The organism is Pseudoxanthomonas sp. LH2527, assembly GCF_022539275.1.
Classification (GTDB): domain Bacteria; phylum Pseudomonadota; class Gammaproteobacteria; order Xanthomonadales; family Xanthomonadaceae; genus Pseudoxanthomonas_A.
This window is the reverse complement of sequence record NZ_JAKZBW010000002.1, coordinates 235,492-257,388: the sequence shown is the minus strand read 5'-3', so window position 1 is coordinate 257,388 and position 21,897 is coordinate 235,492. Positions and strand designations below refer to the sequence as shown.

Sequence of the window (21,897 nt, the reverse complement as noted above, 5' to 3'; positions counted from 1 at the left end):
GACATGGAGCAAGACGAAGAAAAGTTGGCAAAGCTGGGGCTGGTGATGAAGCACTTCGCTGATCGTGCCGAGGCCGCGTCAGCCAGGATGGAGCGGGGTGCCGCTTCGCTGGAAGGCAGCGCAAACGCGATGCTCTCGCAAGGGCAGGGCTTGGCGAGCACGGTGGCTGACGGCGTCAAGAATCAGGTAGCAAATGACGTGAGGCACTCGTTGGATCGGGCCATCGCGCCTGTCCATGCGTTGCTGGACGCTGATGCGAAGTCGATTGCACGCGTCGCGCTGCAGTTGCAGGCCGAGCGGGAAGCATTCAACGCCGAACGGCGCAAGTGGATGGTGACAGGCATCGGCGGCCTGACGATGTGTACGGTACTGGCGTTCGTTGGCATCGCCGCCTGGGGAACCTACTGGAACGACAAGTCAGCGGGCGCGAGGGCGGAGCTGACATGGGTAGAGGCGGTCAATCAGGCTGATTTCGTGCCCTGTGGTGAGAAGAGGATTTGCGCCAATGTCGACCTCAAGGCGGAACCGATCGGCGGGAAGTACAGGCCGGTGAGGCCCAGAGACTGACCTGTTGACCTGTCCCTTCAGCGCAATAGGTTGGGCTGAGCCTGCGATGCCCAACATCGGGGTGCCCGATGCATATGGTGTTGGACTTCACTTCGTTCACCCCAACCGCGGTCCCTGGGGGTGGTCCGCTCGGAGGCTCAAAGTAGCCCCAAGGTACAATGACGGCATGAGGTCCCCCCGCATTCCCCACGAAGCCCTCCGCCTCTCGGTCGCCCCGATGATGGACTGGACGGATACCTACTGCCGTGTGTTCCACCGGCTGCTGGCGCCCAACGCGCGGCTGTACACCGAGATGGTGCATGCGCAGGCGGTGATCCATGGCGACCGCGACCGGTTGCTGGGCTTCGATGCCGTTGAGCACCCCGTCGCCGTGCAGCTCGGCGGCAGCGAGCCGGCGCATCTGGCGCAGGCCGCGCGTATCGCGCAGGAATGGGGCTACGACGAGGTGAACCTCAACGTCGGCTGCCCGTCCGATCGCGTGCAGGCGGGGCGCTTCGGTGCGTGCCTCATGAAGGAGCCGGCGCTGGTGTCCGACTGCGTGGCGGCGATGATCGAGGCCGTTGACATCCCGGTGACGGTGAAATGCCGTCTCGGCGTGGACGAGCAGGAGGATTACGACCTGTTCCGCGCCTTTATCGACACCGTCGCTGGCACCGGCTGCCACACGTTCTTCGTGCATGCGCGCAAGGCGTGGCTGCAGGGCCTGTCGCCGAAGGAGAACCGCGAGATTCCGCCACTGCGCTACGACTGGGCGTATCGGCTCAAGCGCGAGCGGCCCGAGCTGACGGTGGCCATCAACGGCGGCATCACCACCACGGTGCAGGTGCAAGAGCACCTGCAACACACCGATGGCGTGATGATCGGTCGCGCGGCGTACCACGAACCGTACGTATTGCATGAAATGCAGGTCGCGCTGTTCGGCGGGCAGATGCGCCCGCGCGCCGACCTGCTGCGCGCGTGGCGGCCCTACGTGGAGGCGCAACTCGCCGAGGGCGTGGCGCTGAAGCACCTGACCCGGCACGTGCTGGGCCTGTTCCATGCGCAGCCCGGCGGGCGGGCGTTCCGCCAGATCCTCAGCGAGGGCGCGCACAAGCCCGGCGCGGACTGGTCGCTGGTCGAGCAGGCGCTCGCCGCGACCGTGCGCGAACTGCGGCCGGCGGCCTGAGCATGATCACGCGCGACGTCGCCGCCTTCGTCGCGCGTGCGCGCACGCTGGCGTCGGATTTCGGCCCGGCGACGGCGCGGGCGGCGTTCCTGGTGTCGCCGGACGGCTTCGTGCGGGCCGAGCAGTCGGCGCAGGACAACCGCTACATGGCCGATGCCGTCGCGTTCGACGCCGGCAGGGCGCTGCGCGAGCACCATGCGCTGCACCGCGCGCTGGCGCAGGACGTGCCGGTGGTGTGCTTTCCCGGCGACGAAGCAACGCCGGATGCGGTGTTTCCCAACAACGTCTTCGCCACCACGCGTGTCGACGGCGAGGCGCGCCTGATCGTCGCACGGATGCGGCATGAAGTGCGCCAGCGGGAAGCGGAGCGGTCGGACATCCGCCGTTTCTTCCGCGACACGCTGGGCTATGCCGAAGTCGACCTGTCCACCCAGCCCCATCCCTGCGAGCTGACCGGTGCGCTGGTGATCGACCGCGCCCGCGGCATCGGTTTCTGCGGCCTGTCCGAGCGCTGCGACGAGGCGGGTGCGGCGCGGATGCACGAGGCCTTCGGCCTGCGCGCCACGTTGCTGTTCGACCTGGCCCCGGGCGAATACCACACCAACGTCCTGCTGGCGGTGCTGGCAGGTCGCGCGGCGCTGGTCCATCCGGGCGGCGTGGATGCGCCGGCGCTGATCCCGGCGCTGGAGGCGCTGTACCCGGGCGGTGTGGTCGAGCTGACCGACGCCGAGCAGGCGGCCTTCGCCGGCAACGCCATCGCGCTGGCGCCCGGCAAGGTGTGGATGAGCCGGCGCGCCCACGAGGCCCTGCGGCCGGTCACGACCGCCCGGCTGGAGGCGATGGGTCTGGCGGTGCACAGCGTGGCGCTGGACGCGATCGAGGCGGGCGGGGGCTCGCTAAGGTGTTGTGTGGCCGAGGTTTTCTGACCATTCAGCTGGCTGAATGCGGCGCGTCGACCTGTGGATAAATTCAGAACCGATTCACTGCCCGGGTCCAAGACTTCACTTCCATTCTCCAGAGGCGGTTTCGGGTTCCGTTCAGTTTCAAGAACCCAGTTCCGTTACGATTCCGTTATGCGTTTTCGTGCCCCCACTCTTGCCGCCGTTGCCCTCGCGGTCTTCGCTGCCCTCGCCGGCACCCCTGGGGTGCAGGCGCAGGATGAGGGCGGCCGCGGCGATGCGCCGCCCCGCGAACGCGGCGCGCCGCGCAGTGACGATCGTGGCCATCGCAGCTCCATGTCGGATTCGGTGCGCCGCGTGCGCAGCGAATCGGGCAACCAGGTGCTGAGCGTCGAACGCATGCAGTACGACGGACGCGATGTCACACGCGTCAAGTACATCGATGAGCGGGGCCGCGTGCGCACGCAGACGCAGGACGACATGGGCCCGTCGCGCCGCGACTTCGGCTCGCCCGTGCGTCCGCGCCGCGACATCGCGCCGCCGCCGCAGTCTGCACGCGGCGATAACCCCCCGCGCCCGTAGTCTTACGTAGAATCCAAGGCTCAACAGAGCACGTCCCGCGCGGTCCGATGCCGCGCCGCATTCCCAAGGAGAGTCCATGCGTATCCTGCTGGTCGAAGACGAAGCCCCCCTGCGTGAAACCCTTGCCGCGCGCCTCAAGCGCGAAGGCTTTGCGGTGGACGCGGCCCAGGATGGCGAGGAAGGCCTGTACATGGGTCGCGAAGTGCCGTTCGACGTGGGCATCATCGATCTCGGCCTGCCCAAGATGTCGGGCATGGAGCTGATCAAGGCCCTGCGCGACGAAGGCAAGAAGTTCCCGGTGTTGATCCTGACCGCGCGTTCCAGCTGGCAGGACAAGGTCGAGGGCCTGAAGCAGGGCGCCGACGATTACCTGGTCAAGCCGTTCCACGTGGAAGAGCTGCTGGCGCGCGTCAACGCGCTGCTGCGCCGCGCGGCCGGCTGGAGCAAGCCGACGCTGGAATGCGGTCCGGTGGCGCTCGACCTGGCCGCGCAGACCGTCAGCGTCAACGGCAGCAACGTCGACCTCACCAGCTACGAGTACAAGGTGCTGGAGTACTTGATGATGCACGCCGGCGAGCTGGTCTCGAAGGCCGACCTGACCGAGCACATCTACCAGCAGGACTTCGACCGCGACTCCAACGTGCTGGAAGTCTTCATCGGCCGCCTGCGCAAGAAGCTGGATCCGGACGGCGAGTTGAAGCCGATCGAGACCGTGCGCGGTCGCGGCTACCGCTTCGCCATCCCGCGCAGCGGCGAAGGCTGATGCCCCGCGCCGGCATCGCCTGCACTTGATGCCTGCGCCACCCTCCGGCGCCGCACCTGCCGCCCCCGTCGGCCGTGACCGGTTCGACGGCTGGCGGCCGCGCTCGTTGCGCGCACGCCAGTTGCTGGCGGCCAGCCTGGCGCTGCTCGCCTTCCTCGCCCTGGCCGGCTATGCGCTCGACCGCGCCTTCGTCGATACCGCCGAGGACAACCTGCGGCAACGCCTGAAGAGCTATGCGCTGTACTACACCGACAAGGTGGAGTTCGGGCGCAACGGCACGCTGATCCCGCCCTACAACACGCCCGATCCGCGCTTCGACATGCCCGACAGCGGCATCTACGCGCAGGTGGTGCTGCAGGGCGTGCCGCCGTGGGGGTCCAACTCCACGCTGGGCCCCGAGCTGCCGGTCCCGCGCATGCTGGGCGCGCTGGAGGAGTCGTTCGAGGGGCCGCTGCCGATCCGGCGCGCCGACGGCAGCGACAGCCAGGCCTACCGCTATGGCGTGGGGTACGCCTGGCCGGCGACCCACCAGCATCCCGAGATTCCCTACAGCATCTACATCTTCGAGGACGCGCAGGCGCTGAGTGCGCAGATCCGCGTGTTCCGTGGTTCGCTGTGGGTCTATCTGGGCGGTGCCGGCGTGATCCTGCTGCTGTTGCAGATGCTGGTGCTGCGCTGGAGCCTGCGCCCGCTGCAGCGGGTGATCTTCGAACTCAGCCGCGTGCAGCGCGGTGAGCTGTCGGGCATGACCGAGCGCCACCCGCGCGAACTCGAGCCGCTGACCGACAGCATCAACGCCTTCATCGAGAGCGAGCGCGAGAATCTGGAGCGCCAGCGCAACACGCTGGCCGACCTGGCCCACAGCCTGAAGACACCCATCGCGGTGCTGCGCACGCAGCTGGACAGCGGCGGCGGCGATCCACAGGCGTTGCGCGAGGAACTGGACGTGCAGCTCAAGCGCATGAACAACCTGGTGTCGTACCAGCTGGCGCGGGCGGCATCGAGCGGGCACAAGCTGTTCTCCGCTGCGGTGGAAATCGAGCCGCATGCCGAAGAGATCGTGCGCGGTCTCGAAAAGGTGTACGCGACGAAGGGTGTGATCTGCGAGTTCGAGATCGATCCGCGCGCGCGGTTCCATGGCGAGACCGGCGACCTGCAGGAGTTGATCGGCAACCTGCTGGAGAATGCGTTCAAGTGGGCGCGCTCGCGCGTGCTGCTGACGGTGAGGGTGGGCGCGACGGCGCCGCAGCGGCGGCCGGGCGTGTTCATCGCGGTGGACGACGATGGTCCCGGCATCGCCGAGGACGACGTGGCCAAGGTGCTCCAGCGTGGCGTGCGCGGCGACGAGCGCGTGCAGGGCCACGGCATCGGCCTGTCGATCGTGCAGGACCTGATCCGCGACTATCGCGGCGAGCTGCAGGTACGGCGTTCGGAAGAACTGGGCGGCGCACGTTTCGAAGTGCGCCTGCCGCCCGGCCTCTGACTCAGGCGCGCGCGACCGCCATCGGCGACGGGCCGTAGAAGCGCTGCAGGTGCGCCGCCACCTCCGGCATGGCCTCGGCCAGCACATCGGGCGCGGAGAAGTGGTACTCGGTGACCACGGCGAAGAATTCCTCCGGCGCTTCCGCCGCATAAGGGTCGATGGCGGTGTCGCGGCCCAGGTCGACCTGCATGCGGAAGTCGTCGTAGGCGCGCTGGAAGTCGCGTGCCCAGCGGCCATGCCAGGCATCCGGCAACGGCGGCGTACCGTCGAGCTCGCCGTCCAGCACGTCCAGCTTGTGCGCCATCTCGTGCACGGCCACGCAGAAGCCGGCGTCGGGTTCGGCGATGTCGGCCTGCACGTCGGCCCATGACAGGATCAACGGTCCCTGGTCCCAGGCCTCGCCCGCCAGGTCGTCTTCCCACTCGTGCAACACGCCGGCCGCATCGGTATGCGTGCGCTGCACGCGGAAGGCATCCGGGTAGACGATCAGCTGCGACCAGCCGCGCAGTCCGCCTTCGCCGAATTCCAGCAGCGGCAGGCAGCACAGCGCCGCCAGTTGCGCGCGCTGGCCCTCGTCCAGGCTCAGTCCGGCCAGCGGGGTGATGGTCTTCTGGTGCAGGAAGCGCGCGGTCAGCGCACGCAGGCGGTCGGCGCGCGCATCGTCCAGCGCCGCCACCCAGGGGGTCGCGGCACGCACGTGCTGCCAGAGGGTGTCTTCAATCGACGGGGAAGGGCGCCGCAGGCGGCGCAGGAGTCCAATCACCGGATACCGCCGCCCGCGTCAGCGGAACATGCCCGGCAGGAAGCTGTGCCACTTCGAGCCGCGGCTGCGCGGCAACGGGGTGTCGTCGTCGTCGCCACCGCCACGGGTGGTGGCGGGCGAGGTCAGGGACGCCGGCGCGCCGTACTTGCTGCGCATGGCGGTGGCGCGTGCGCGGCGGGCGTCGGCTGCGGTCGGCACGGCATCGACGGGACGCTCGGCGACCGCGCGGTCGGCGACGTCCTGGCAGGTACCGGTGTTGCCGTTGGCGATGCCGCGCCCGTTCTGGGCGAACACGGCCGCCGAGGCGATCAGGAGCAGCAGGGCAAGGCTGGCGCGAAGCATCGGAAGGACTCCTGTCGGTCGGTTACAGCGGCCAGATGACGCCGCCGACTATAGCCGGATTGGTGCCGGCCGGCATGAATCCGCCCGCCCCGTGCGACGAAATGCCGGCCCGTGGCGACGGATCGAGGAAAACCGCCGCCGGGCTGCTGCGTCGCAACAGGCAAGCGCCCGCGCTTGCGGCAGACTCGCGCCATGCCAACGCCTTCCGACCGTCCACTGACCGCCCCCGCCCTGCGCCGGGCGCTGATCGCCGGCGCGCGCCGGGTCATCGCCGCGCGCGATGGATTGAACCGCATCAACGTGTTCCCGGTGGCCGACGGCGATACCGGCAACAACCTCGCCTCGACGCTGGGCAGCGTGCTCAACGGCGCGTTGAGCCAGCCCAGCCAGCATGCCGGCGACCTGCTCAGCCGGGTCGGCAACGACGCCATCGACGGCGCGCGCGGCAACTCCGGCGCCATCCTGGCGCAGTTCCTCCACGGCGTGGCCGAGCGCGTGCGCACCCTGCCCGAACTGGATGTCCGCTCGCTGGCCGCGGCGGTGCGGCAGGGAGCGCTGAGCGCGCGGCAGGCGCTGGCGCAGCCGGTCGAAGGCACCATCCTGAGCGTCATCACCGCCTTCGCCGATGAGCTGGACGCGGCGGCCGACAGTGCGCAGCCCGACACGCGCAGCGGGTTCACCCGGGCGCTGGTCCGCGCCCGGCGCGCCCTGGCGGACACGCCGCGGCAGATGGCGCTGCTGCAGAAGGCCGGCGTGGTGGATGCCGGTGCGCAGGGCTTCGTCGACCTGCTGGAAGGCATCGCCGAGTTTGTCGAAGGCGGTCCGCGGGCCGTGCGCGTGCGCGCCGGTGCGCCGGTCGCGGCCAACGACGCGGGCGCGCTGCCGGTGCACGATCACGTGATCGATCCGGCGCGTCGCTGGTGTACCGAGTGCCTGCTGCTCGGCGAAGGACTGGACCGCGACCGCCTGCGCGCGGCGCTCGAAGCGGGAGGGGCGGATTCCATCGTCATCGCCGGCGGCAGCTCGCGGCTGCGCGTGCATGCGCACACCGGCTCGCCGCAGGCGCTGTTCGACGCCTGCGCGCAGCAGGGACGGGTGGAGGCGATGAAGGCCGACGACATGATCCGCCAGCAGGCGGTCGCCGCCGCACCGCAGCCGTGGGTGGTGGTCACCGACAGCGCCGCCGATCTGCCGGACGACATCGCCGAGCGGTACGCCATCGGCGTGGTGCCGGCGCGCGTGGATCTGGATGGCCGCGAGTACCTGGACAAGATCGGGCTGTCGACCGCCGAGTTCTACCGGCGCATGGCCGCCTCGCATCAACTCCCGCGCACCAGCCAGCCGCCGCCGGGCGATTTCCGCCGCCAGTTCGAGCTGTCGCTCGCGCACCATGCCCGCGTGCTCTACGTGGGCCTGTCGCGTGCGCTGTCGGGCACGCTGCAGTCCGGCGAACACGCGGCGGCGCGCGATCCGGAGCGGCGCGTGCGTGTCTTCGATACGGTCAATGCGGCCTGCGGGCAGGCGCTGCTGGTGTGGCGTGCCGCGGAGCTGGCGGCGCAGGGGCAGGACGACGCGAGCGTGGTGGCCGAACTGGAGCGCCTGCGTCCGCTGACGCGGATGTGGGCCATCGCGCCCGACATCTCCCACGCGGTGCGCGGCGGCCGCATCCCGCGCTGGGCGGCGCCGATCGCGCGGCTCAGCGCATTGACGCCGATGGCGAAGATGAGCGTGGACGGCCGCATGGTGGTCGCCGGCCTATTGCTGACCCGCGCACAGGCACCCGAAGCCTTCGCGCGTCGCGTGGCGCGCCAGTTGCCGGCCGGTCAGCGCTGGCGGCTGATCGTCGGCCACTGCGATGACCGCGCCGGTGCCGAGCGGCTGTTGGCGGCGTTGCGCACGCGCTTGCAGATCAGCGAGGACCGCCTGGTGGAAACCGGTGCGGCCATCGGCGCGCATGCGGGGCCGGGTGCGCTGATCGTGGCGGTACAACCGGCGCCCGAGCCCTGACCGCGCGGGAGCGTGGCCCATAATGGCGGCATGCTTACCGCCTGCCTGCTCCTGCTGTTCGCCTACCTGATCGGTTCCGTGTCGGGCAGCCTCGTGCTTGGCCGCCTGCGCGGTGTCGATATCCGCACGCAGGGCAGCGGCAATGCCGGCGGCACCAATGCCTTCCGTACGCAAGGCGCGAAGTTCGCGCTGGGCGTGGTGCTGGTCGATATCGGCAAGGGCGCGCTGGCGGCCTGGCTGGCGCTGCGGTTCGCGCCGCTGGACGGCCCGCTGTCGCCACGCGCGTTGGGATTGCTGGCGGCGTTCGTGGCGGCGATGGGGCATGTGTGGCCGCTCTGGCACGGCTTCCGCGGCGGCAAGGGCGTGGGCACGCTGCTGGGCGGCCTGGCGGTGCTGTGGCCGATGGCGTTGCTGCCGCTGTTCGCCGTGTGGGTCGGCGTGCTGGTGGCGACGGGTTACGTCGGCCTGGCCTCGATCATCGCCACCGCCTGCCTGATACCGCTGGCGTGGTGGCTGCACATGGATCGTGCCACCCAGCTGTTCGCCATCGCCGCGGCGCTGCTGGTGCTGTTCACCCATCGGGTCAATGTGCGGCGTCTGCGCGACGGCAGCGAGTCGCGCTTCGAGCGCGTGCGCGTCTGGCGCCGGCGCGCATGACCGGCGAGCGCGCCCTGTTGCAGCGGTTGATCGACGGCCCGGTGTCCGGACATGCGCTGGCGGACGAGGCGGGACTGACGCGTGCGGCGATGTGGAAGCGCATCGAGGCCCTGCGCGAAGGGGGCCTGCGCATCGAAGCGCAGGCCGGGCGCGGCTACGCACTCGCCGACCCGGTCGAGTTGCTGGAGGCCGGGCGCATCCGTGCGCACTTGCAGGCCACGACGGCCAACGCGCTGTCGTCGCTCGACGTGGCATGGTCGCTGGATTCCACCAACAGCGAACTGCTCCGCCGGAAAGCGCCTGAGCATGGCGTCGATGCCTTGCTCGCCGAGCAGCAGACCGGCGGCCGCGGCCGGCGTGGACGTCAATGGGCGTCACCGATCGCATCGAATCTTTACCTGTCGCTGTCGCGGCAGTTCTCCGGTGGGCTCGCCCGGTTGGGCGGGCTGAGCCTGGTGGTCGGCGTGGCGGTCGCCGACGCGCTGCGCCAGGCCGGTTACACCGAGGTAGGCGTGAAGTGGCCCAACGATCTGCTCGTGCGCGGGCGCAAGCTGGGCGGCATCCTGGTGGAAGGCGGTGGCGAACACGGCGGCCCGGTGCGTGCGGTGATCGGCATCGGCGTGAACGTGCGCATGCCGGCCGCCGTCGCCGCGAGCATCGATCAGGCGTGGATCGATCTGGCCGGGCTTGGCGAGGGCATGCCATCGCGCAACGCACTCGCGGCGCAGCTGCTGGATGCGCTGTTGCCGGCGCTGGAGCAGTTCGACCGGGAAGGGCTTGCGCCTTTCCTGGCCCGGTACGCCACGCTGGATGTGCTGGCGGGACGCACCGTCACCGTGCATGGTCCGCAGGGCGATGAGCACGGCGTGGCCGAGGGCATCGGCGAGGACGGTGCGTTGCGGGTGAGGGTGGGGCAGGCCATGCGGCTGGTGCATGCGGGCGAGGTGAGCGTGAGGGCGACATGACGCAGTGGGTCTTCGATCTGGGCAATTCGCGGGTGAAGTGCGCGCCGCTGCGTGCGGACGGCACGCTGGGCGATATGCATGCGTTCGCGTACGACGACGGGCTCGTCGCCTCGCTCGACCAGGCGATGCCGGCCAACGCGACCCGCGAGAACTGCACGGCCGTCGTGGCCAGCGTGGCGTCGCCAATCCGCACGGCGTCGGTCGTCGAATGGCTGACCACGCGCTTCGGCGCCATCTCCTTCGCCCGCACGCAATCCGCGCTGGCCGGTGTGCGCATCGCCTACGCAGACCCCGCGCGGCTCGGCGTGGATCGCTTCCTGGCCTTGCTGGCGGCGCGCCGACGCGGCACGGCGCCGTGGCTGGTGGTCGGCGTGGGCACGGCGGTGACCGTCGACCTGCTGGATACGGCGGGGCGCCACCACGGCGGGCGCATCGCGCCCTCGCCGCAGCTGATGCGGGATGCCCTGCACGCGGCCGCCGCGCAGCTGCCTGCGCAGGGAGGCGAGTATGTCGAGTTCGCCGCCGATACGGTCGACGCGCTGGCATCCGGCTGCGACGGCGCGGCGCTGGGCCTGATCGAACGCAGCCTGCAGCAGGCGCAGGAAGCGCTGGGGCAGCGTCCGTCGCTGCTGCTGCATGGTGGCGGTGCGGCGGCGCTGGCATCGCGACTGGGCGAAGGCGAGCGGGCGCCGGCACTGGTGCTCGAAGGGCTGGCGGTCTGGGCGCGGCTCGGTGCCGAGGCGTGAGCGCGGCTAGAATCGCCGCATGCTGATCCGTGCCCTGATCGTCCTGTTGGTGGTGTTGAACCTCGGCACCGCCGCCTGGTGGCTGACCCGTCCTGCGCCGGTGCCCGCGCCGGGACCGGACCTGCCCGCGGGCGTCGCCCGCCTGCAACTGGTGGACGAGCCGGCGCAGGCCACCACGCCCTCCGTTTCGGCGCCGGTCGCGTCGCCCGCGCCGGTCGCCCTCTGCTTCAGCCTGGGGCCGTACACCAGTGAGACCGCCGCCACGCGGGCGCAGGCCGCTGTCGCAGGCCAGTTGCGGCAGGCCCGCCTGCGCGAGGTGCCGGGCATCAGCGCCAGCGGGTACCAGGTGGTGATCCCGCCGGCCGCGTCGCTGGAGGACGCGCAGGCGGTGGCGGCGCGGATCGGGGCCGCTGGCTTCGATGATTTCCTGGTCGTGCGCCAGGGCGACCAGGCGAACAGCATCGCGCTGGGGCGCTATCGCAGTCGCGAGGCGGCGGAGCGGCGTCTCGCGCAGCTGCAGGCGGCCGGCTTCGGCGCGCAACTGCAGCCGGTGGGCCGCGCCGGTCCGGGCCTGTGGTGGCTGGATGCGGGGGTCGCCGACGGCATCGATCCGGTCGCGATCGCGCGCGCGGCGTCCAGCAGCGCGCCGCAGCCGCTCGAATGCACCGCGCTGCGCTAGAATTGCGCCCCGCGCCGCTTTAGCTCAGCTGGTAGAGCAACCGCCTTGTAAGCGGTAGGTCATCCGTTCGATTCGGATAAGCGGCACCATCTTCCAGGCGTGCGATGGCGTCCATGCAAGTACAAGATCCACGGCAAGCCCGCAGACATGCGGGCTTTTTTGTGGGTCATGGTCCATAGGTGTGCAGCTGAAGTGCCGCCTTGATGGCAGGGAGAAGCGGCGGCCGACAGGGGTGTATCCCCAGGTCTGCCTGAAGGAGGAACCGGCGAGCGGGACGCGGCGTGCCGCGATCTGTGGGCAGGAAAAGAGTCTTCCCTCGATGGTGGTCCCGCGTGGTGGCGACGCCGCGCCACAGAGCTGCGTGCCGCTGCGCCACCGTCGGCATGGACCTCGCTCCCCGGAGCATGACCTCGTGCGCGCCACCTCAATCGGCACTCACGCCCTGGCGGCCGACGAACGGTGCGGCACCGCCTGCGTTTCGCCCGCGGATCGCGTTATGGTCCGCTTCGGGGTGAATGGGGAAGCCACATGGGACGTGGTCGTACGACATTCTTCGATGCCATTGCGGCGCTGCCGTGGCCGGTCGGGCTGGGCGTGGGCGTGTGCGGGTATCTCGCCATCGCGCATGGCATTCCGTTGCTGTTCGCGCGCGCCGATGCGCTGGGCACGGCGTTCCGCGATACCCATCCCTTCATGCCGCTGGCGTGGGTGTTCCTCGGGCTGTGCGCGCTTGCGGCGTTGGTGTCGTTCCTGGCGGCGCGGCGCAGGCGGCGCCTGCTGGAGTCGCGCACGGGTCTGGAGAGCATTGCGGCGCTGGGCTGGCGCGATTTCGAGCGGCTGGTCGGCGAGGCGTTCCGTCGTCGCGGTTATACGGTGGAGGAGACGGGCTTGGGCGGTGCCGACGGCGGCATCGACCTGGTCCTGCGCCGCGAGGGCAAGCGCACGCTGGTGCAGTGCAAACAGTGGCGACGCGAAAAGGTGCCGGTCAACGTGGTGCGCGAGATGTACGGCCTGCTGGCGCATCACCGCGCGGATGCGGTGCGCATCGCGGCGCTGGGGGGATTCACGGCGGACGCGGCGAAGTTTGCCGAGGGCAAGCCGATCGAACTGATCGATGGGGCGGCGTTGTTGGGGATGATTCGGGAGGTGCAGGCCAAAGGCGCTGCCCCCATATCGGTCCCGCCAAGAATCGAGCCTGTGTTGAGTGGCGATGTAGCGAGCGATTCCGCAGTGCCGAGTTGTCCGAAGTGCGAGGCGGTGATGGTGCGACGGAACAACTCGCGGACGGCGGAAACCTTTTGGGGATGCTCTATGTTTCCTGTGTGCAGAGGTACTAGGTAGATTTCGGCTACCGATCCAAAGCAGACATCTGAAGGGGTTCCAGTGCCATATTCTCTGCACAGGAGCGTAGGGGACGTTGATATGGGAAGTACTGCGATAATCCGAAGACTAAGCGTGTCGCGATTTCGAGGAATAGAGAAGCTCGAATGGCGACCCGCGTTCGGCATGAACATCATTCTCGGCGGCGGGGATGTTGGGAAGACGACAATTCTCGAAGCCATCGCGCTGCTGCTCAGCCCAACGAACGCAACCACGGTGTCGGAGTCGGACTACTGGCAACGGGACAGCTCGCAAGAATTCTTCATCGAGGCAGTGCTCTCGCTTTCCGAGGCTTCCGGGATCAATACACAGAAGAGTTTTTCTTGGCCGTGGACCTGGAACGGGACGGACGCGGTTCAACCGCCAGCCAAGGAAGAAGGTGAAGACTTGCCCGATGCCGACGACCCCGTGTATCGGGTACGTGTTCGGGGAACCGCCGAGCTCGAACTCGTATGGGAGATAGTTCAGCCCAACGACGAAGCGGATCATTTCTCCGTCAGCATGCGCCGGAAGATCGGTGTTGTACGGCTTAGCGCGGACGAGCGCAACGATCGTGACCTTCGACTGGTCTATGGCTCTGGACTGGATCGGCTGATCGCCGATGGCGCGCTTCGCGCACGGATCGGAAAGCGAATTTCAGAACTGGACCTCGAAGCTTTACTGAACGAAGCGGGCAAGAACGCGATCAGCGAGTTGGACAAGCGCCTGGTCGGTTCCGCCCTGCCGCATGACCTGAAGCTCGGTCTGACCACGAGCCAGGGACTTTCTATCGGAGCGCTGATCGGCTTGCTGGCGAAGAAGCACGAGGTCAACCTGCCGCTCGCCAACTGGGGCGCCGGCACAAGGCGAATGGTCGCCCTCGAAATTGCTTCCGCTGCCGAGAAGGAAGTGAGCATCACGTTGGTCGACGAGATCGAACGAGGTCTGGAGCCCTATCGATTGCGCAAGCTCCTCGGCATCATCGCGGGTGAAGAGGGTCAGGCATTCATTACCACGCATAGTCCGGTAGCCATCGCCTGCAGCGAGAAGGCGCAGCTGTGGTACATGGATGGCATCGGCAAGGTCGGTGCGCTGCCGCGTGACAAGATCGCTCCTCAGCAGCGCCGAGATCCCGAAACCTTCCTCGCCAAGGTAGCCGTTATCGCGGAAGGTCCGACCGAAGTCGGGTTTCTGCAGTTTCTTCTGGAAAAAGCCTTCGGTTGCGCTCCGCTGGACCATGGCGTGCGCGTCTGCGACGGTCAAGGGAACTCCGCGACCCTCGACTTGCTGGAGACACTGTCCGCCTCCGGTCTCCTGTTTGCCGGGCTGGCGGACAATGAAGGCACCGATCCTGGCCGTTGGCAGGCATTAAAGCAGGAGTTGGGCGACAGGCTGCACCAATGGCAGGACGGATGCACGGAGCAACATGTGATCGCGGCGATAGCGGACGACAAGCTGCCCGAGCTGCTGAAGGGTGCGGAAGGAGCACTCGACGGCGATCGCTTGCGAACCATTGCGGACCGGCTCGGCATCCAGGACAAGCAGTTGGCATCCATTGAGGAAGCCTTAGCGGATCAGGGAAAGACGCTGCGCCAGCTTATCGTCGCAGCCGCCGTCGGCGACAAGGAAGGGGCGCCGGTCGGCGACGAGAAGGTGTGGAAGAAGCACTCTCGACACTGGTTCAAGTCCGAAGACGGCGGACGTGAACTTGCGCAGAGCATGGTCGCCCTCGGTGCATGGGATGCAGTCAGTCCGCAGGTGCTCCCGTTGCTCAACGCAATCCTGGTCGCGGCGGGCCTCCCGACGAAAGACATACTCACACTATGAGCGACGAGGCCGTAGCTGCGCTGCTCCGTTCCGATCAACCACTGGTACTCGTCGAAGCGGCGGCCGGTTGCGGGAAGACCTATCAGGGCGCCCGCTACGCGCGGGACGCCATGACTACCCTTGGTGACGGCCGGCTCCTTATCCTTACGCATACCCATGCGGCCTGTTCGGTTTTCGCTGAAAGAACGAAAGGCGCCGGCAGTAGGGTTGAGATCAAGACCATCGATGCGCTGATCATGCAGATCTCGACTGCCTATCATCAGGCGTTGGGCCTGCCGCCGGACCTGTCTTCGTGGGCATGGCGAGACAACGGCAGCGGATTCTCCATCATGGCGGCGAAGGTCGCCGCATTCCTCGGCGCTCATCCCATGGTGGCGAAGGCACTCGCCACGCGCTATCAGGTGATCGTCTGCGATGAACATCAGGATTCGAGCGCCGACCAGCATGAAGTGGTCATGTCGCTGCATCGGGGCGGCGCCATGCTCCGGATTTTCGGCGATCCGCTACAGCGGATCTACGGCGGAAGAACCGCAGCAGAAACTAAGGCCGACCAGGCGCGTTGGGAGGCGTTGAAGCAGGCTGCGGCCTGTGACGTCCTGGACACCCCGCATCGCTGGCAAACGGGATGCGCCGAACTCGGGGAGTGGATTCGCTCGGCGCGTGAAAGTATGAAGGCGAACAAACCCATAGATCTCGCTCGGTCGCTACCAGATTCGCTGACCATCCTGCGCGCCAACAATGTTGCAAGGCAGCATGGTGGCTATAGCCTCTCAAAGGATCAGCGAAGACCCATCGATCAATTGGTCAACAGGATGGATCAGTTGATGATTCTTGCATCTCAGAATGACCTGGTCAGCGCACTCCGTGGCTTCTGGATGCGCAAGATCCCGATCTGGGAAGGGCATTCGCGCGATGCCTTGGCCGGGCTCGTTGCCGTCTTGCGGGAGAAGCACGGCAATGCAGAAGGCCTGGCCCAAGGGCTGATCGAGTTCGTTTCCACCGCGTCCGTCGGATTCACGCAGAGAAGCCACGGCGACCGCCTGCTACAAGAGATAAGGGAAGGTTGCATCCGCAAGACAACGGGGAAGCCTGCCAACATTCAAGCTATTGCACGACTGATCCTGGGAAACCCCTCTCCCAAGGGTGTGTCAGATGCAATTGGGTTGATTCGGGATCTGGTCAAGGCCGGAGGGGACGGTTTTTCGGACGTCAAGATTGACCATCGGGTAGAGCTCGGAGATGCGATTCGGCTGGGTGTATTCGCGGACGCGGAAGAAGGATTCGCGGAAATTGCGCGACGGAGGTCGTACTCGCGTCCGTCACCGCCATCGAGGACGCTGAGCAGCATCCATAAAGCCAAGGGACTGGAGTGCGACCATGTCATGGTCATGGCATGTGACCGCACTCAGTTCTCGGCGACTTCGTATGCCAAGTGCAAGCTGTATGTGGCGATCAGCAGGGCAAAGCGATCACTTACCTTGGTTATTCCTGATACGAATACAAGTCCGTTGTTTGAGACTTGAACATACCGTGGTCTGCTGACCGCTCTTGGCCGAGAGCAGCCATCACCGTCAGTTGGGGTGAGTGACGTGAACCCCGGCATCGATGCCATCAGGCATGGGGGAGGTCAGGCCTGACTCCGTCCATGACTGGCATCATGCCGGCACCCCATCACTGCAAGCCGCATTGCATGCCCACCGTAAAAGGCACCTGCCACTGCAAGGCCGTCGAATTCGAAGTCGATCTCATCGATGGCCACCAGAACATCCGTCGCTGCAACTGCTCCATGTGCGGCCGCCGTGGCGCGATCATGGCCGGCGTCACCCTCGATCGCCTGCGCATCACCCGCGGCGAGGACAAGCTGAGCCTCTACCAGTGGAACACCAGGATCGCCAAACACTGGTTCTGCAGCGTGTGCGGCATCTACACCCATCATCAGCGCCGCAGCGTGCCCACCGAGTACGGCTACAACCTCGCCTGCATCGACGGGATCGACCTCACGCAGATCGGCGAGATCGGCAAGAGCAACGGCGCCGCGCAGACGCTGGTCTCATCCTGATCCGGGCGGATCGCGCCTCACCCGACGTCTCGCTCCATCACCCGCCTCGGTGGCGGCGTAGCGGAACCGATGCGCCGCAGGCGACGCCCGCGAAGGCGCTCTTCTCACACAAAGATCCGGCGACGGGCGAAAAACACCCGGCGTTGGCCGAAAAACATCCGTTCTTCTCACAGTAGGGGCCAACGTTGGCCGGAAAACATCCGACGTTGGATCAAAAAGGGTCGCTCTTCTCACATAAAGGTCCGGCGACGGGCGAAAAACATCCGGCGTTGACCGAAAAACATCCGTTCTTCTCACACTAGGGGTCAACGTTGACCCGAAAACATCCGGCGATGGATGAAAAAGGGTCGATGAGGTGCCGACAAGGTGCGGCGGGGCTCGGTGGCGCAAGGTGGGATCGGTGGGTCTGGCGGTCGGGATGCCGGGATGCCGGGGTGCCGGGGTGCCGGGATTCCGCTGCGCTGCATCCCAGCCTACGGGGGATGCCGGGGCGGCGCCTTGGGTGATCGGGTGGCGCGGCCGTTTCACAACGAAATCATGAAGATGCTTCCGCGGGGCCGGTCGGACAAGCGCCTGTCAGCGCGGCCGCGTGCTGCGATGCCACAGCCCCGTCATCCCCGACCGCATAGACTGTGCGCCTGTTTCCGCAGGACGTACCCATGAGTCGAGTCTTCCCTCCCGTGTCCCTGATCGGCGTGCCCACCGACGTCGGTGCCGGCCATCGCGGCGCCCGCATGGGGCCGGATGCGCTGCGCATCGCGGGGCTGGGCGAAGCGCTGGCGGCGCGCGGCGTGGACGTGATCGACACCGGCAACGTGCAGGGACCGGCCAACCCCTGGACCGGCCCGGTCAGCGGTTACCGGCATCTGGACGAGGTGGTCGCGTGGAACCGCGCCGTGATGGAGGCCACCGCCGCCGAACTGGCGCGCGCGCGGCTGCCGATCATGCTGGGCGGCGACCATTGCCTGGCGATGGGCTCGATCACCGCCGTGGCCCGGCACTGCCGCCAGACCGGCAAGAAGCTGCGCATCCTGTGGCTGGACGCGCATTCGGACTTCAACACCAGCGAGGTCACCCCGTCGGGCAACATCCACGGCATGCCGGTGGCCTGCCTGTGCGGGATCGGTCCGGACGCACTGACCCGGCTGGGCGGCGATTCCCCGGCCATCACCCCGTCGATGGTGCGGCAGATCGGCATCCGCTCCGTCGACCCGGAGGAGAAGAAGCTGATCAAGGACCACCAGGTCGATGTGTACGACATGCGCTACATCGACGAGGTGGGCATGAAGCGCACGATGGAAGCGGCGCTGGAAGGCATGGACGCCGACACCCACCTGCACGTCAGCTTCGACGTGGACTTCCTGGACCCCAGCATCGCGCCCGGCGTGGGCACCACGGTGCCCGGCGGCCCCAACTACCGCGAGGCGCAGCTGGTGATGGAGATGATCGCCGACACCGGCCTGATGGGCTCGCTGGACATCGTCGAACTGAACCCGGTGCTGGATCGCCGCAACCGCACCGCCAAGCTGACCGTGGACCTGGTGGAAAGCCTGTTCGGCAAGTCGACCCTGATGCGCGACTGACGGATCGGTCGCGCGGGGCAAACTGCGGCTGAATCGCCGGAGGGGTGCTTCACGCGGCCTATACGCGCCGGCGTCGAAGGTGCACGCACACGCCGCCACACGGTGGGACGCACCCGCTGGCGGCACCCCTATCCACCCAGGAGATGACACATGAAGCGTGCAATGATGCTGCTGCTGACGGCGATGTTCTCGATGGCGGTCCTGTCGGGCTGCAACACCATGGCCGGTGCCGGCAAGGACGTGCAGAAGGTCGGCGAGAAGGTCGAGGACAAGGCCCAGGACTGCAAGGACGGCAAGTGCTGATGCACGTTGTCTGATGGCGGGCGCCCTCCGGGGTGGCCGACACGGGGGCCGGGAAACCGGCCCCTTTCCGTTTCCGGCCCCGGATGGTCAGCCGCCAGCCAGCGTGCTTGAATGACACTGCGCGGGTGGTGCGGCGAGGCCCGGCCCTCCGGGATGCGCCGCTCCAGTCCGCCAATACCGTCCACAGGAGTCGCTTATGAAGCGTGTCGCTGCGTTGCTGATGTTGTCCCTGTTCTCCATCGCCGTGCTGTCCGGCTGCAACACCGTCAAGGGGTTCGGCAAGGACGTGCAGAAGGTGGGCGAAAAGGTCGAGGATTCGTCGGGCAAGTAAGCGTCAACGCCCGCGACTTCGATGATTCCCGACGGGCCGCCTTGCGGCCCGTTTTCGTTGCGGCCGGTCCGTCGGCGTGCGCCTTGCGTATTCATCGGCGCGAACGGACCGTCATGCCACTGAATGCGTCGGCCCGTCGTAATGGTGCGTTGACGCGCGGTTGATCGGATGGCAACGCCGGCCTTGCGATGCTGTCCCCGCGGCGCCCCCTGCCGCTCAATCAAGCGAGGCATCACCATGAATCAGGACATCATCGCCGGCAACTGGAAGCAGCTGAAGGGCAAGATCCAGGCCAAGTGGGGTGATCTGACCGACGACGACTTCAAGGTCGCGCAGGGCAACGCCGAATACCTGGAAGGCCGCCTGCAGGAGCGCTATGGCTACGACCGCGACCGCGCGCATACCGAAGTCGAGGATTTCCAGCGCACGCTGCGCTCGGACAAGACCTTCAAGCACTGACGCCGCGCTGGCGGGAACAAACAGGACGGGCCGCCCTCGGGCGGCCCGTTTTCCATGCTGCGCTCAGCGATAGCGCGGCGGGTCGGCCACGAAGCCGCCGGGAAACGCACGCGGCGTGTCATCGCGGCGGATCGGGCCGTGGTGACGACGCGGCAGGATGCCCATCGCCACGAGGCGGCGGTGTTCGTCGTAGCGCAGTTCGCTGACCTGCTCCGGCTGGCGGGTCGCACGGTCGAAGCCGGTGCGTGAGGTCGGCGCCCACTCGCGTCCGCCATGGCCGGTGCCGATGCTCTGCTGGCGTGCCGAATCATCGGCGACGATGCTGCGCGCCGATGCCGCGGGCGCGGCGGCTTCGGCTTCCATCCGCTTCTCCATCGTGCCGCGCGCGATCGGCGGCGGCGTGTAGTTCGGATAGCGGTACGTGCGCGCCTCGCGGAAGGCGGCCACGCCGATCACGCCGACATGGCGTGGACGCCCCGTGCGCGCGGCGTAGCTGTCGCCGAGGTCGGTGAACACGAACTGCGCCACCTCCCGCATCGACTTGCGCCAGCCGCTGATCTCGGTGGTCTGCCACGGCTCCAGCACATAACCGGCCTGCGAGGGGTCGGCGGTCTGGCCGGTGACGGCGTTGATGCCGTCGACCGACAGCACGACCAGCACGCGCTCGCCGGTGGTGTTGGCCAGACGCACGCTGTAGCGGTGGCCGGGGGTGCCGGCGACCCAGAGATCGCCGCGATGCGGATAGCGGGCCAGCGATTCGCCGGTGTCGCGGTCGATCACGCTGACATCGACCAGGGGGCTGGCGTGGGCGGGCGCGCATGCGACCAGCAGCGCCAGCGTGGCAAGGGAAGCGAGGATGCGAGGCAGCATGTCCGTTCTCCAGTGGGGACGATGCTGGGAACGGGCCGGCAGTGGCAACGGGGTTGGTCGCGTTCGCGACGGCGCGACCGGTTAAGCCGCCAGCAGGGCGCCGGCTGCGACCCCGTGTCGCAGGCGCGCCGCCGGCATCGCCCGTCCCCAGCCGGTAAACTGGCCGCTTTCCCGCATTCCCCCGATTTGCACATGACCACCCGCGTCCTTACCGGCATCACCACCTCGGGCACTCCGCACCTGGGCAACTACGTGGGCGCCGTGCGCCCCGCGGTGGCCGCCAGCCGTGCGGCGGACACGGAGAGCTTCTACTTCCTGGCCGACCTGCACAGCCTGATCAAGGCGCAGGACCCGGCGCGCACTCAGCGCTCCACGCTGGAGATCGCCGCCACGTGGCTGGCCTGCGGCCTGGAGCCGGACAAGGTGTGGTTCTACCGCCAGAGCGACGTGCCGGAGATCACCGAGCTGACCTGGTTCCTGACCTGCGTGGCGGGCAAGGGCATCCTCAACCGCGCGCATGCCTACAAGGCGGCGGTGGACAAGAACAACGCCGACGGCGAGGACCCGGATACCGGCGTCAGCGCCGGCCTCTTCATGTACCCGGTGCTGATGGCCGCCGACATCCTGATCTTCAATGCGCACCAGGTGCCGGTGGGTCGCGACCAGATCCAGCACATCGAGATGGCGCGCGACTTCGGCCAGCGCTTCAACCACGTGTACGGCAAGGAGTATTTCACCCTGCCGGAAGCGCTGATCGACGACAACGTGGCCACGCTGCCGGGCCTGGACGGCCGCAAGATGAGCAAGAGCTACAACAACACGATTCCGCTGTTCGTGCCGCGGGACGAGTTGAAGAAGCTGGTGTTCTCCATCCTGACCGACTCGCGCGGCCCGGGTGAGCCGAAGGACACCGAAGGCTCGGCGCTGTTCCAGCTCTACCAGGCGTTCGGCAGCGCGGAGGAGACGCGGGCGTTTGCGCAGGCGTTCGCCGACGGCATCGGCTGGGGCGACGCCAAGCAGCAGCTGTTCGAGCGGATCGACGCGGAAATCGCCCCGCTGCGCGAGAAGTACGAAGCCTTGATGGCGAAGCCGGCCGACATCGAAGCCATCCTGCGCGATGGCGCCCGCCGCCTGCGCGAGCGCTACGCCACGCCGTTGCTGGCCGAACTGCGCCACGCCGTGGGCCTGCGCGACCTGTCGCAGCAGCCCGCGGTGGAAGCCAAGGCCACGGCATCGAAGGCCGCGCTGCCGGCGTTCAAGCAGTACCGCGACACCGATGGACGCTTCTACTTCAAGCTGGCCGATGCCGACGGCAACGTGCTGGTGCAGAGCAACGGGTTCGACTCGCCGAAGGACGCCGGCAAGCTGATCGCCGTGCTGAAGCAGGCCGAGCAGGCCGATGCGATGGAAACGCCGGAGATCGTGCTGCAGGTGCCGGTGGCGGACGTGCTGGCGGCGCTGGCCGCGTTGCGCGCGGCGGAGGCCTGA

24 protein-coding genes and 1 tRNA gene are annotated in these 21,897 nt (G+C 67.8%); 21 read left to right on the top strand and 4 right to left on the bottom strand.

Annotated features, from left to right (window positions below):
• Positions 1 to 3: 3 nt before the first annotated feature.
• The 3 genes from MMG85_RS02695 (at position 4) to MMG85_RS02685 (ending at position 2,658) form a co-directional block, all read left to right on the top strand.
• On the top strand, positions 4 to 567 hold the full coding sequence (locus MMG85_RS02695; protein ID WP_241044601.1) for a hypothetical protein: 564 nt from the start codon (positions 4 to 6) through the stop codon (positions 565 to 567).
• A 166-nt stretch (positions 568 to 733) separates the two neighbouring features.
• Positions 734 to 1,732 (top strand): tRNA dihydrouridine(20/20a) synthase DusA, encoded by a 999-nt coding sequence (dusA, locus tag MMG85_RS02690; protein ID WP_241044599.1) that lies wholly within the window; start codon positions 734 to 736, stop codon positions 1,730 to 1,732.
• 2 nt (positions 1,733 to 1,734) lie between these two features.
• Positions 1,735 to 2,658 carry an arginine deiminase-related protein gene (locus tag MMG85_RS02685; protein ID WP_241044597.1) on the top strand — a complete coding sequence of 308 codons (924 nt, stop codon included), beginning with the start codon at positions 1,735 to 1,737 and terminating at the stop codon, positions 2,656 to 2,658.
• Positions 2,659 to 2,775: 117 nt separating this feature from the next.
• Here MMG85_RS02685 and MMG85_RS02680 read toward each other — a convergent pair whose 3' ends face one another.
• Positions 2,776 to 2,958 (bottom strand): hypothetical protein, encoded by a 183-nt coding sequence (locus MMG85_RS02680; RefSeq protein WP_241044596.1) that lies wholly within the window; start codon positions 2,956 to 2,958, stop codon positions 2,776 to 2,778.
• A 9-nt stretch (positions 2,959 to 2,967) separates the two neighbouring features.
• On the opposite strand from MMG85_RS02680, the gene MMG85_RS02675 reads away from it, so the two are divergent.
• From MMG85_RS02675 to MMG85_RS02665, 3 genes are all read left to right on the top strand, one after another.
• A complete protein-coding gene (locus MMG85_RS02675; RefSeq protein ID WP_241044595.1) occupies positions 2,968 to 3,213 on the top strand; it encodes a hypothetical protein in 246 nt (81 codons plus the stop codon).
• Positions 3,214 to 3,289: 76 nt separating this feature from the next.
• A complete protein-coding gene (locus tag MMG85_RS02670; protein WP_055937106.1) occupies positions 3,290 to 3,976 on the top strand; it encodes a response regulator transcription factor in 687 nt (228 codons plus the stop codon).
• 28 nt (positions 3,977 to 4,004) lie between these two features.
• The gene (locus tag MMG85_RS02665; RefSeq protein WP_082563091.1) at positions 4,005 to 5,459 is read left to right on the top strand and encodes a sensor histidine kinase; all 1,455 of its coding nucleotides are present in this window, start codon (positions 4,005 to 4,007) and stop codon (positions 5,457 to 5,459) included.
• Between the two features lies 1 nt (position 5,460).
• Here the strand turns inward: MMG85_RS02665 and MMG85_RS02660 are convergent, their stop codons facing one another.
• Positions 5,461 to 6,156, bottom strand: coding sequence for a M90 family metallopeptidase (locus MMG85_RS02660; protein WP_241044593.1), 696 nt, complete (start codon positions 6,154 to 6,156; stop codon positions 5,461 to 5,463).
• A gap of 84 nt (positions 6,157 to 6,240) precedes the next feature.
• Positions 6,241 to 6,564, bottom strand: a complete 324-nt coding sequence (locus MMG85_RS02655; protein WP_241044591.1) for a hypothetical protein — start codon at positions 6,562 to 6,564, stop codon at positions 6,241 to 6,243.
• Positions 6,565 to 6,756: 192 nt separating this feature from the next.
• Between MMG85_RS02655 and MMG85_RS02650 the strand changes: the two genes are divergently transcribed.
• From MMG85_RS02650 to MMG85_RS02585, 14 genes are all read left to right on the top strand, one after another.
• Positions 6,757 to 8,571 (top strand): DegV family protein, encoded by a 1,815-nt coding sequence (locus MMG85_RS02650; RefSeq protein WP_241044589.1) that lies wholly within the window; start codon positions 6,757 to 6,759, stop codon positions 8,569 to 8,571.
• Between the two features lie 30 nt (positions 8,572 to 8,601).
• The gene (gene plsY, locus MMG85_RS02645; protein WP_241044588.1) at positions 8,602 to 9,228 is read left to right on the top strand and encodes a glycerol-3-phosphate 1-O-acyltransferase PlsY; all 627 of its coding nucleotides are present in this window, start codon (positions 8,602 to 8,604) and stop codon (positions 9,226 to 9,228) included.
• On the top strand, positions 9,225 to 10,193 hold the full coding sequence (gene birA / locus MMG85_RS02640) for a bifunctional biotin--[acetyl-CoA-carboxylase] ligase/biotin operon repressor BirA (protein ID WP_241044586.1): 969 nt from the start codon (positions 9,225 to 9,227) through the stop codon (positions 10,191 to 10,193). Before plsY ends, birA begins: the two co-directional genes overlap by 4 nt.
• Positions 10,190 to 10,939 (top strand): type III pantothenate kinase, encoded by a 750-nt coding sequence (locus MMG85_RS02635; protein WP_241044584.1) that lies wholly within the window; start codon positions 10,190 to 10,192, stop codon positions 10,937 to 10,939. The genes birA and MMG85_RS02635 overlap by 4 nt, the downstream gene beginning before the upstream one ends.
• Positions 10,940 to 10,958: 19 nt before the next feature.
• Positions 10,959 to 11,618 (top strand): SPOR domain-containing protein, encoded by a 660-nt coding sequence (locus tag MMG85_RS02630; protein ID WP_241044582.1) that lies wholly within the window; start codon positions 10,959 to 10,961, stop codon positions 11,616 to 11,618.
• A gap of 13 nt (positions 11,619 to 11,631) precedes the next feature.
• A tRNA-Thr gene (locus MMG85_RS02625) sits at positions 11,632 to 11,707 on the top strand.
• A gap of 439 nt (positions 11,708 to 12,146) precedes the next feature.
• Positions 12,147 to 12,959 carry a restriction endonuclease gene (locus MMG85_RS02620; RefSeq protein ID WP_241044580.1) on the top strand — a complete coding sequence of 271 codons (813 nt, stop codon included), beginning with the start codon at positions 12,147 to 12,149 and terminating at the stop codon, positions 12,957 to 12,959.
• Between the two features lie 165 nt (positions 12,960 to 13,124).
• Complete coding sequence (locus MMG85_RS02615; RefSeq protein WP_241044579.1) at positions 13,125 to 14,804, top strand: ATP-binding protein; 1,680 nt, start codon at positions 13,125 to 13,127, stop codon at positions 14,802 to 14,804.
• Positions 14,801 to 16,327 (top strand): UvrD-helicase domain-containing protein, encoded by a 1,527-nt coding sequence (locus MMG85_RS02610; RefSeq protein ID WP_241044577.1) that lies wholly within the window; start codon positions 14,801 to 14,803, stop codon positions 16,325 to 16,327. The genes MMG85_RS02615 and MMG85_RS02610 overlap by 4 nt, the downstream gene beginning before the upstream one ends.
• Positions 16,328 to 16,494: 167 nt before the next feature.
• Positions 16,495 to 16,863, top strand: a complete 369-nt coding sequence (locus MMG85_RS02605; protein WP_241044574.1) for a GFA family protein — start codon at positions 16,495 to 16,497, stop codon at positions 16,861 to 16,863.
• A gap of 659 nt (positions 16,864 to 17,522) precedes the next feature.
• A complete protein-coding gene (gene rocF / locus MMG85_RS02600) occupies positions 17,523 to 18,446 on the top strand; it encodes an arginase (RefSeq protein ID WP_241044572.1) in 924 nt (307 codons plus the stop codon).
• A gap of 150 nt (positions 18,447 to 18,596) precedes the next feature.
• Positions 18,597 to 18,749, top strand: a complete 153-nt coding sequence (locus MMG85_RS02595; protein WP_055937078.1) for an entericidin A/B family lipoprotein — start codon at positions 18,597 to 18,599, stop codon at positions 18,747 to 18,749.
• 196 nt (positions 18,750 to 18,945) lie between these two features.
• The gene (locus MMG85_RS02590; protein ID WP_055937075.1) at positions 18,946 to 19,080 is read left to right on the top strand and encodes an entericidin A/B family lipoprotein; all 135 of its coding nucleotides are present in this window, start codon (positions 18,946 to 18,948) and stop codon (positions 19,078 to 19,080) included.
• 237 nt (positions 19,081 to 19,317) lie between these two features.
• Positions 19,318 to 19,539, top strand: a complete 222-nt coding sequence (locus MMG85_RS02585; RefSeq protein WP_055937072.1) for a CsbD family protein — start codon at positions 19,318 to 19,320, stop codon at positions 19,537 to 19,539.
• A 63-nt stretch (positions 19,540 to 19,602) separates the two neighbouring features.
• On the opposite strand, the gene MMG85_RS02580 is transcribed toward MMG85_RS02585, so the two are convergent.
• The gene (locus tag MMG85_RS02580) at positions 19,603 to 20,409 is read right to left on the bottom strand and encodes a hypothetical protein (RefSeq protein WP_241044570.1); all 807 of its coding nucleotides are present in this window, start codon (positions 20,407 to 20,409) and stop codon (positions 19,603 to 19,605) included.
• Between the two features lie 192 nt (positions 20,410 to 20,601).
• On the opposite strand from MMG85_RS02580, the gene MMG85_RS02575 reads away from it, so the two are divergent.
• Positions 20,602 to 21,897, top strand: coding sequence for a tryptophan--tRNA ligase (locus MMG85_RS02575; RefSeq protein WP_241044568.1), 1,296 nt, complete (start codon positions 20,602 to 20,604; stop codon positions 21,895 to 21,897).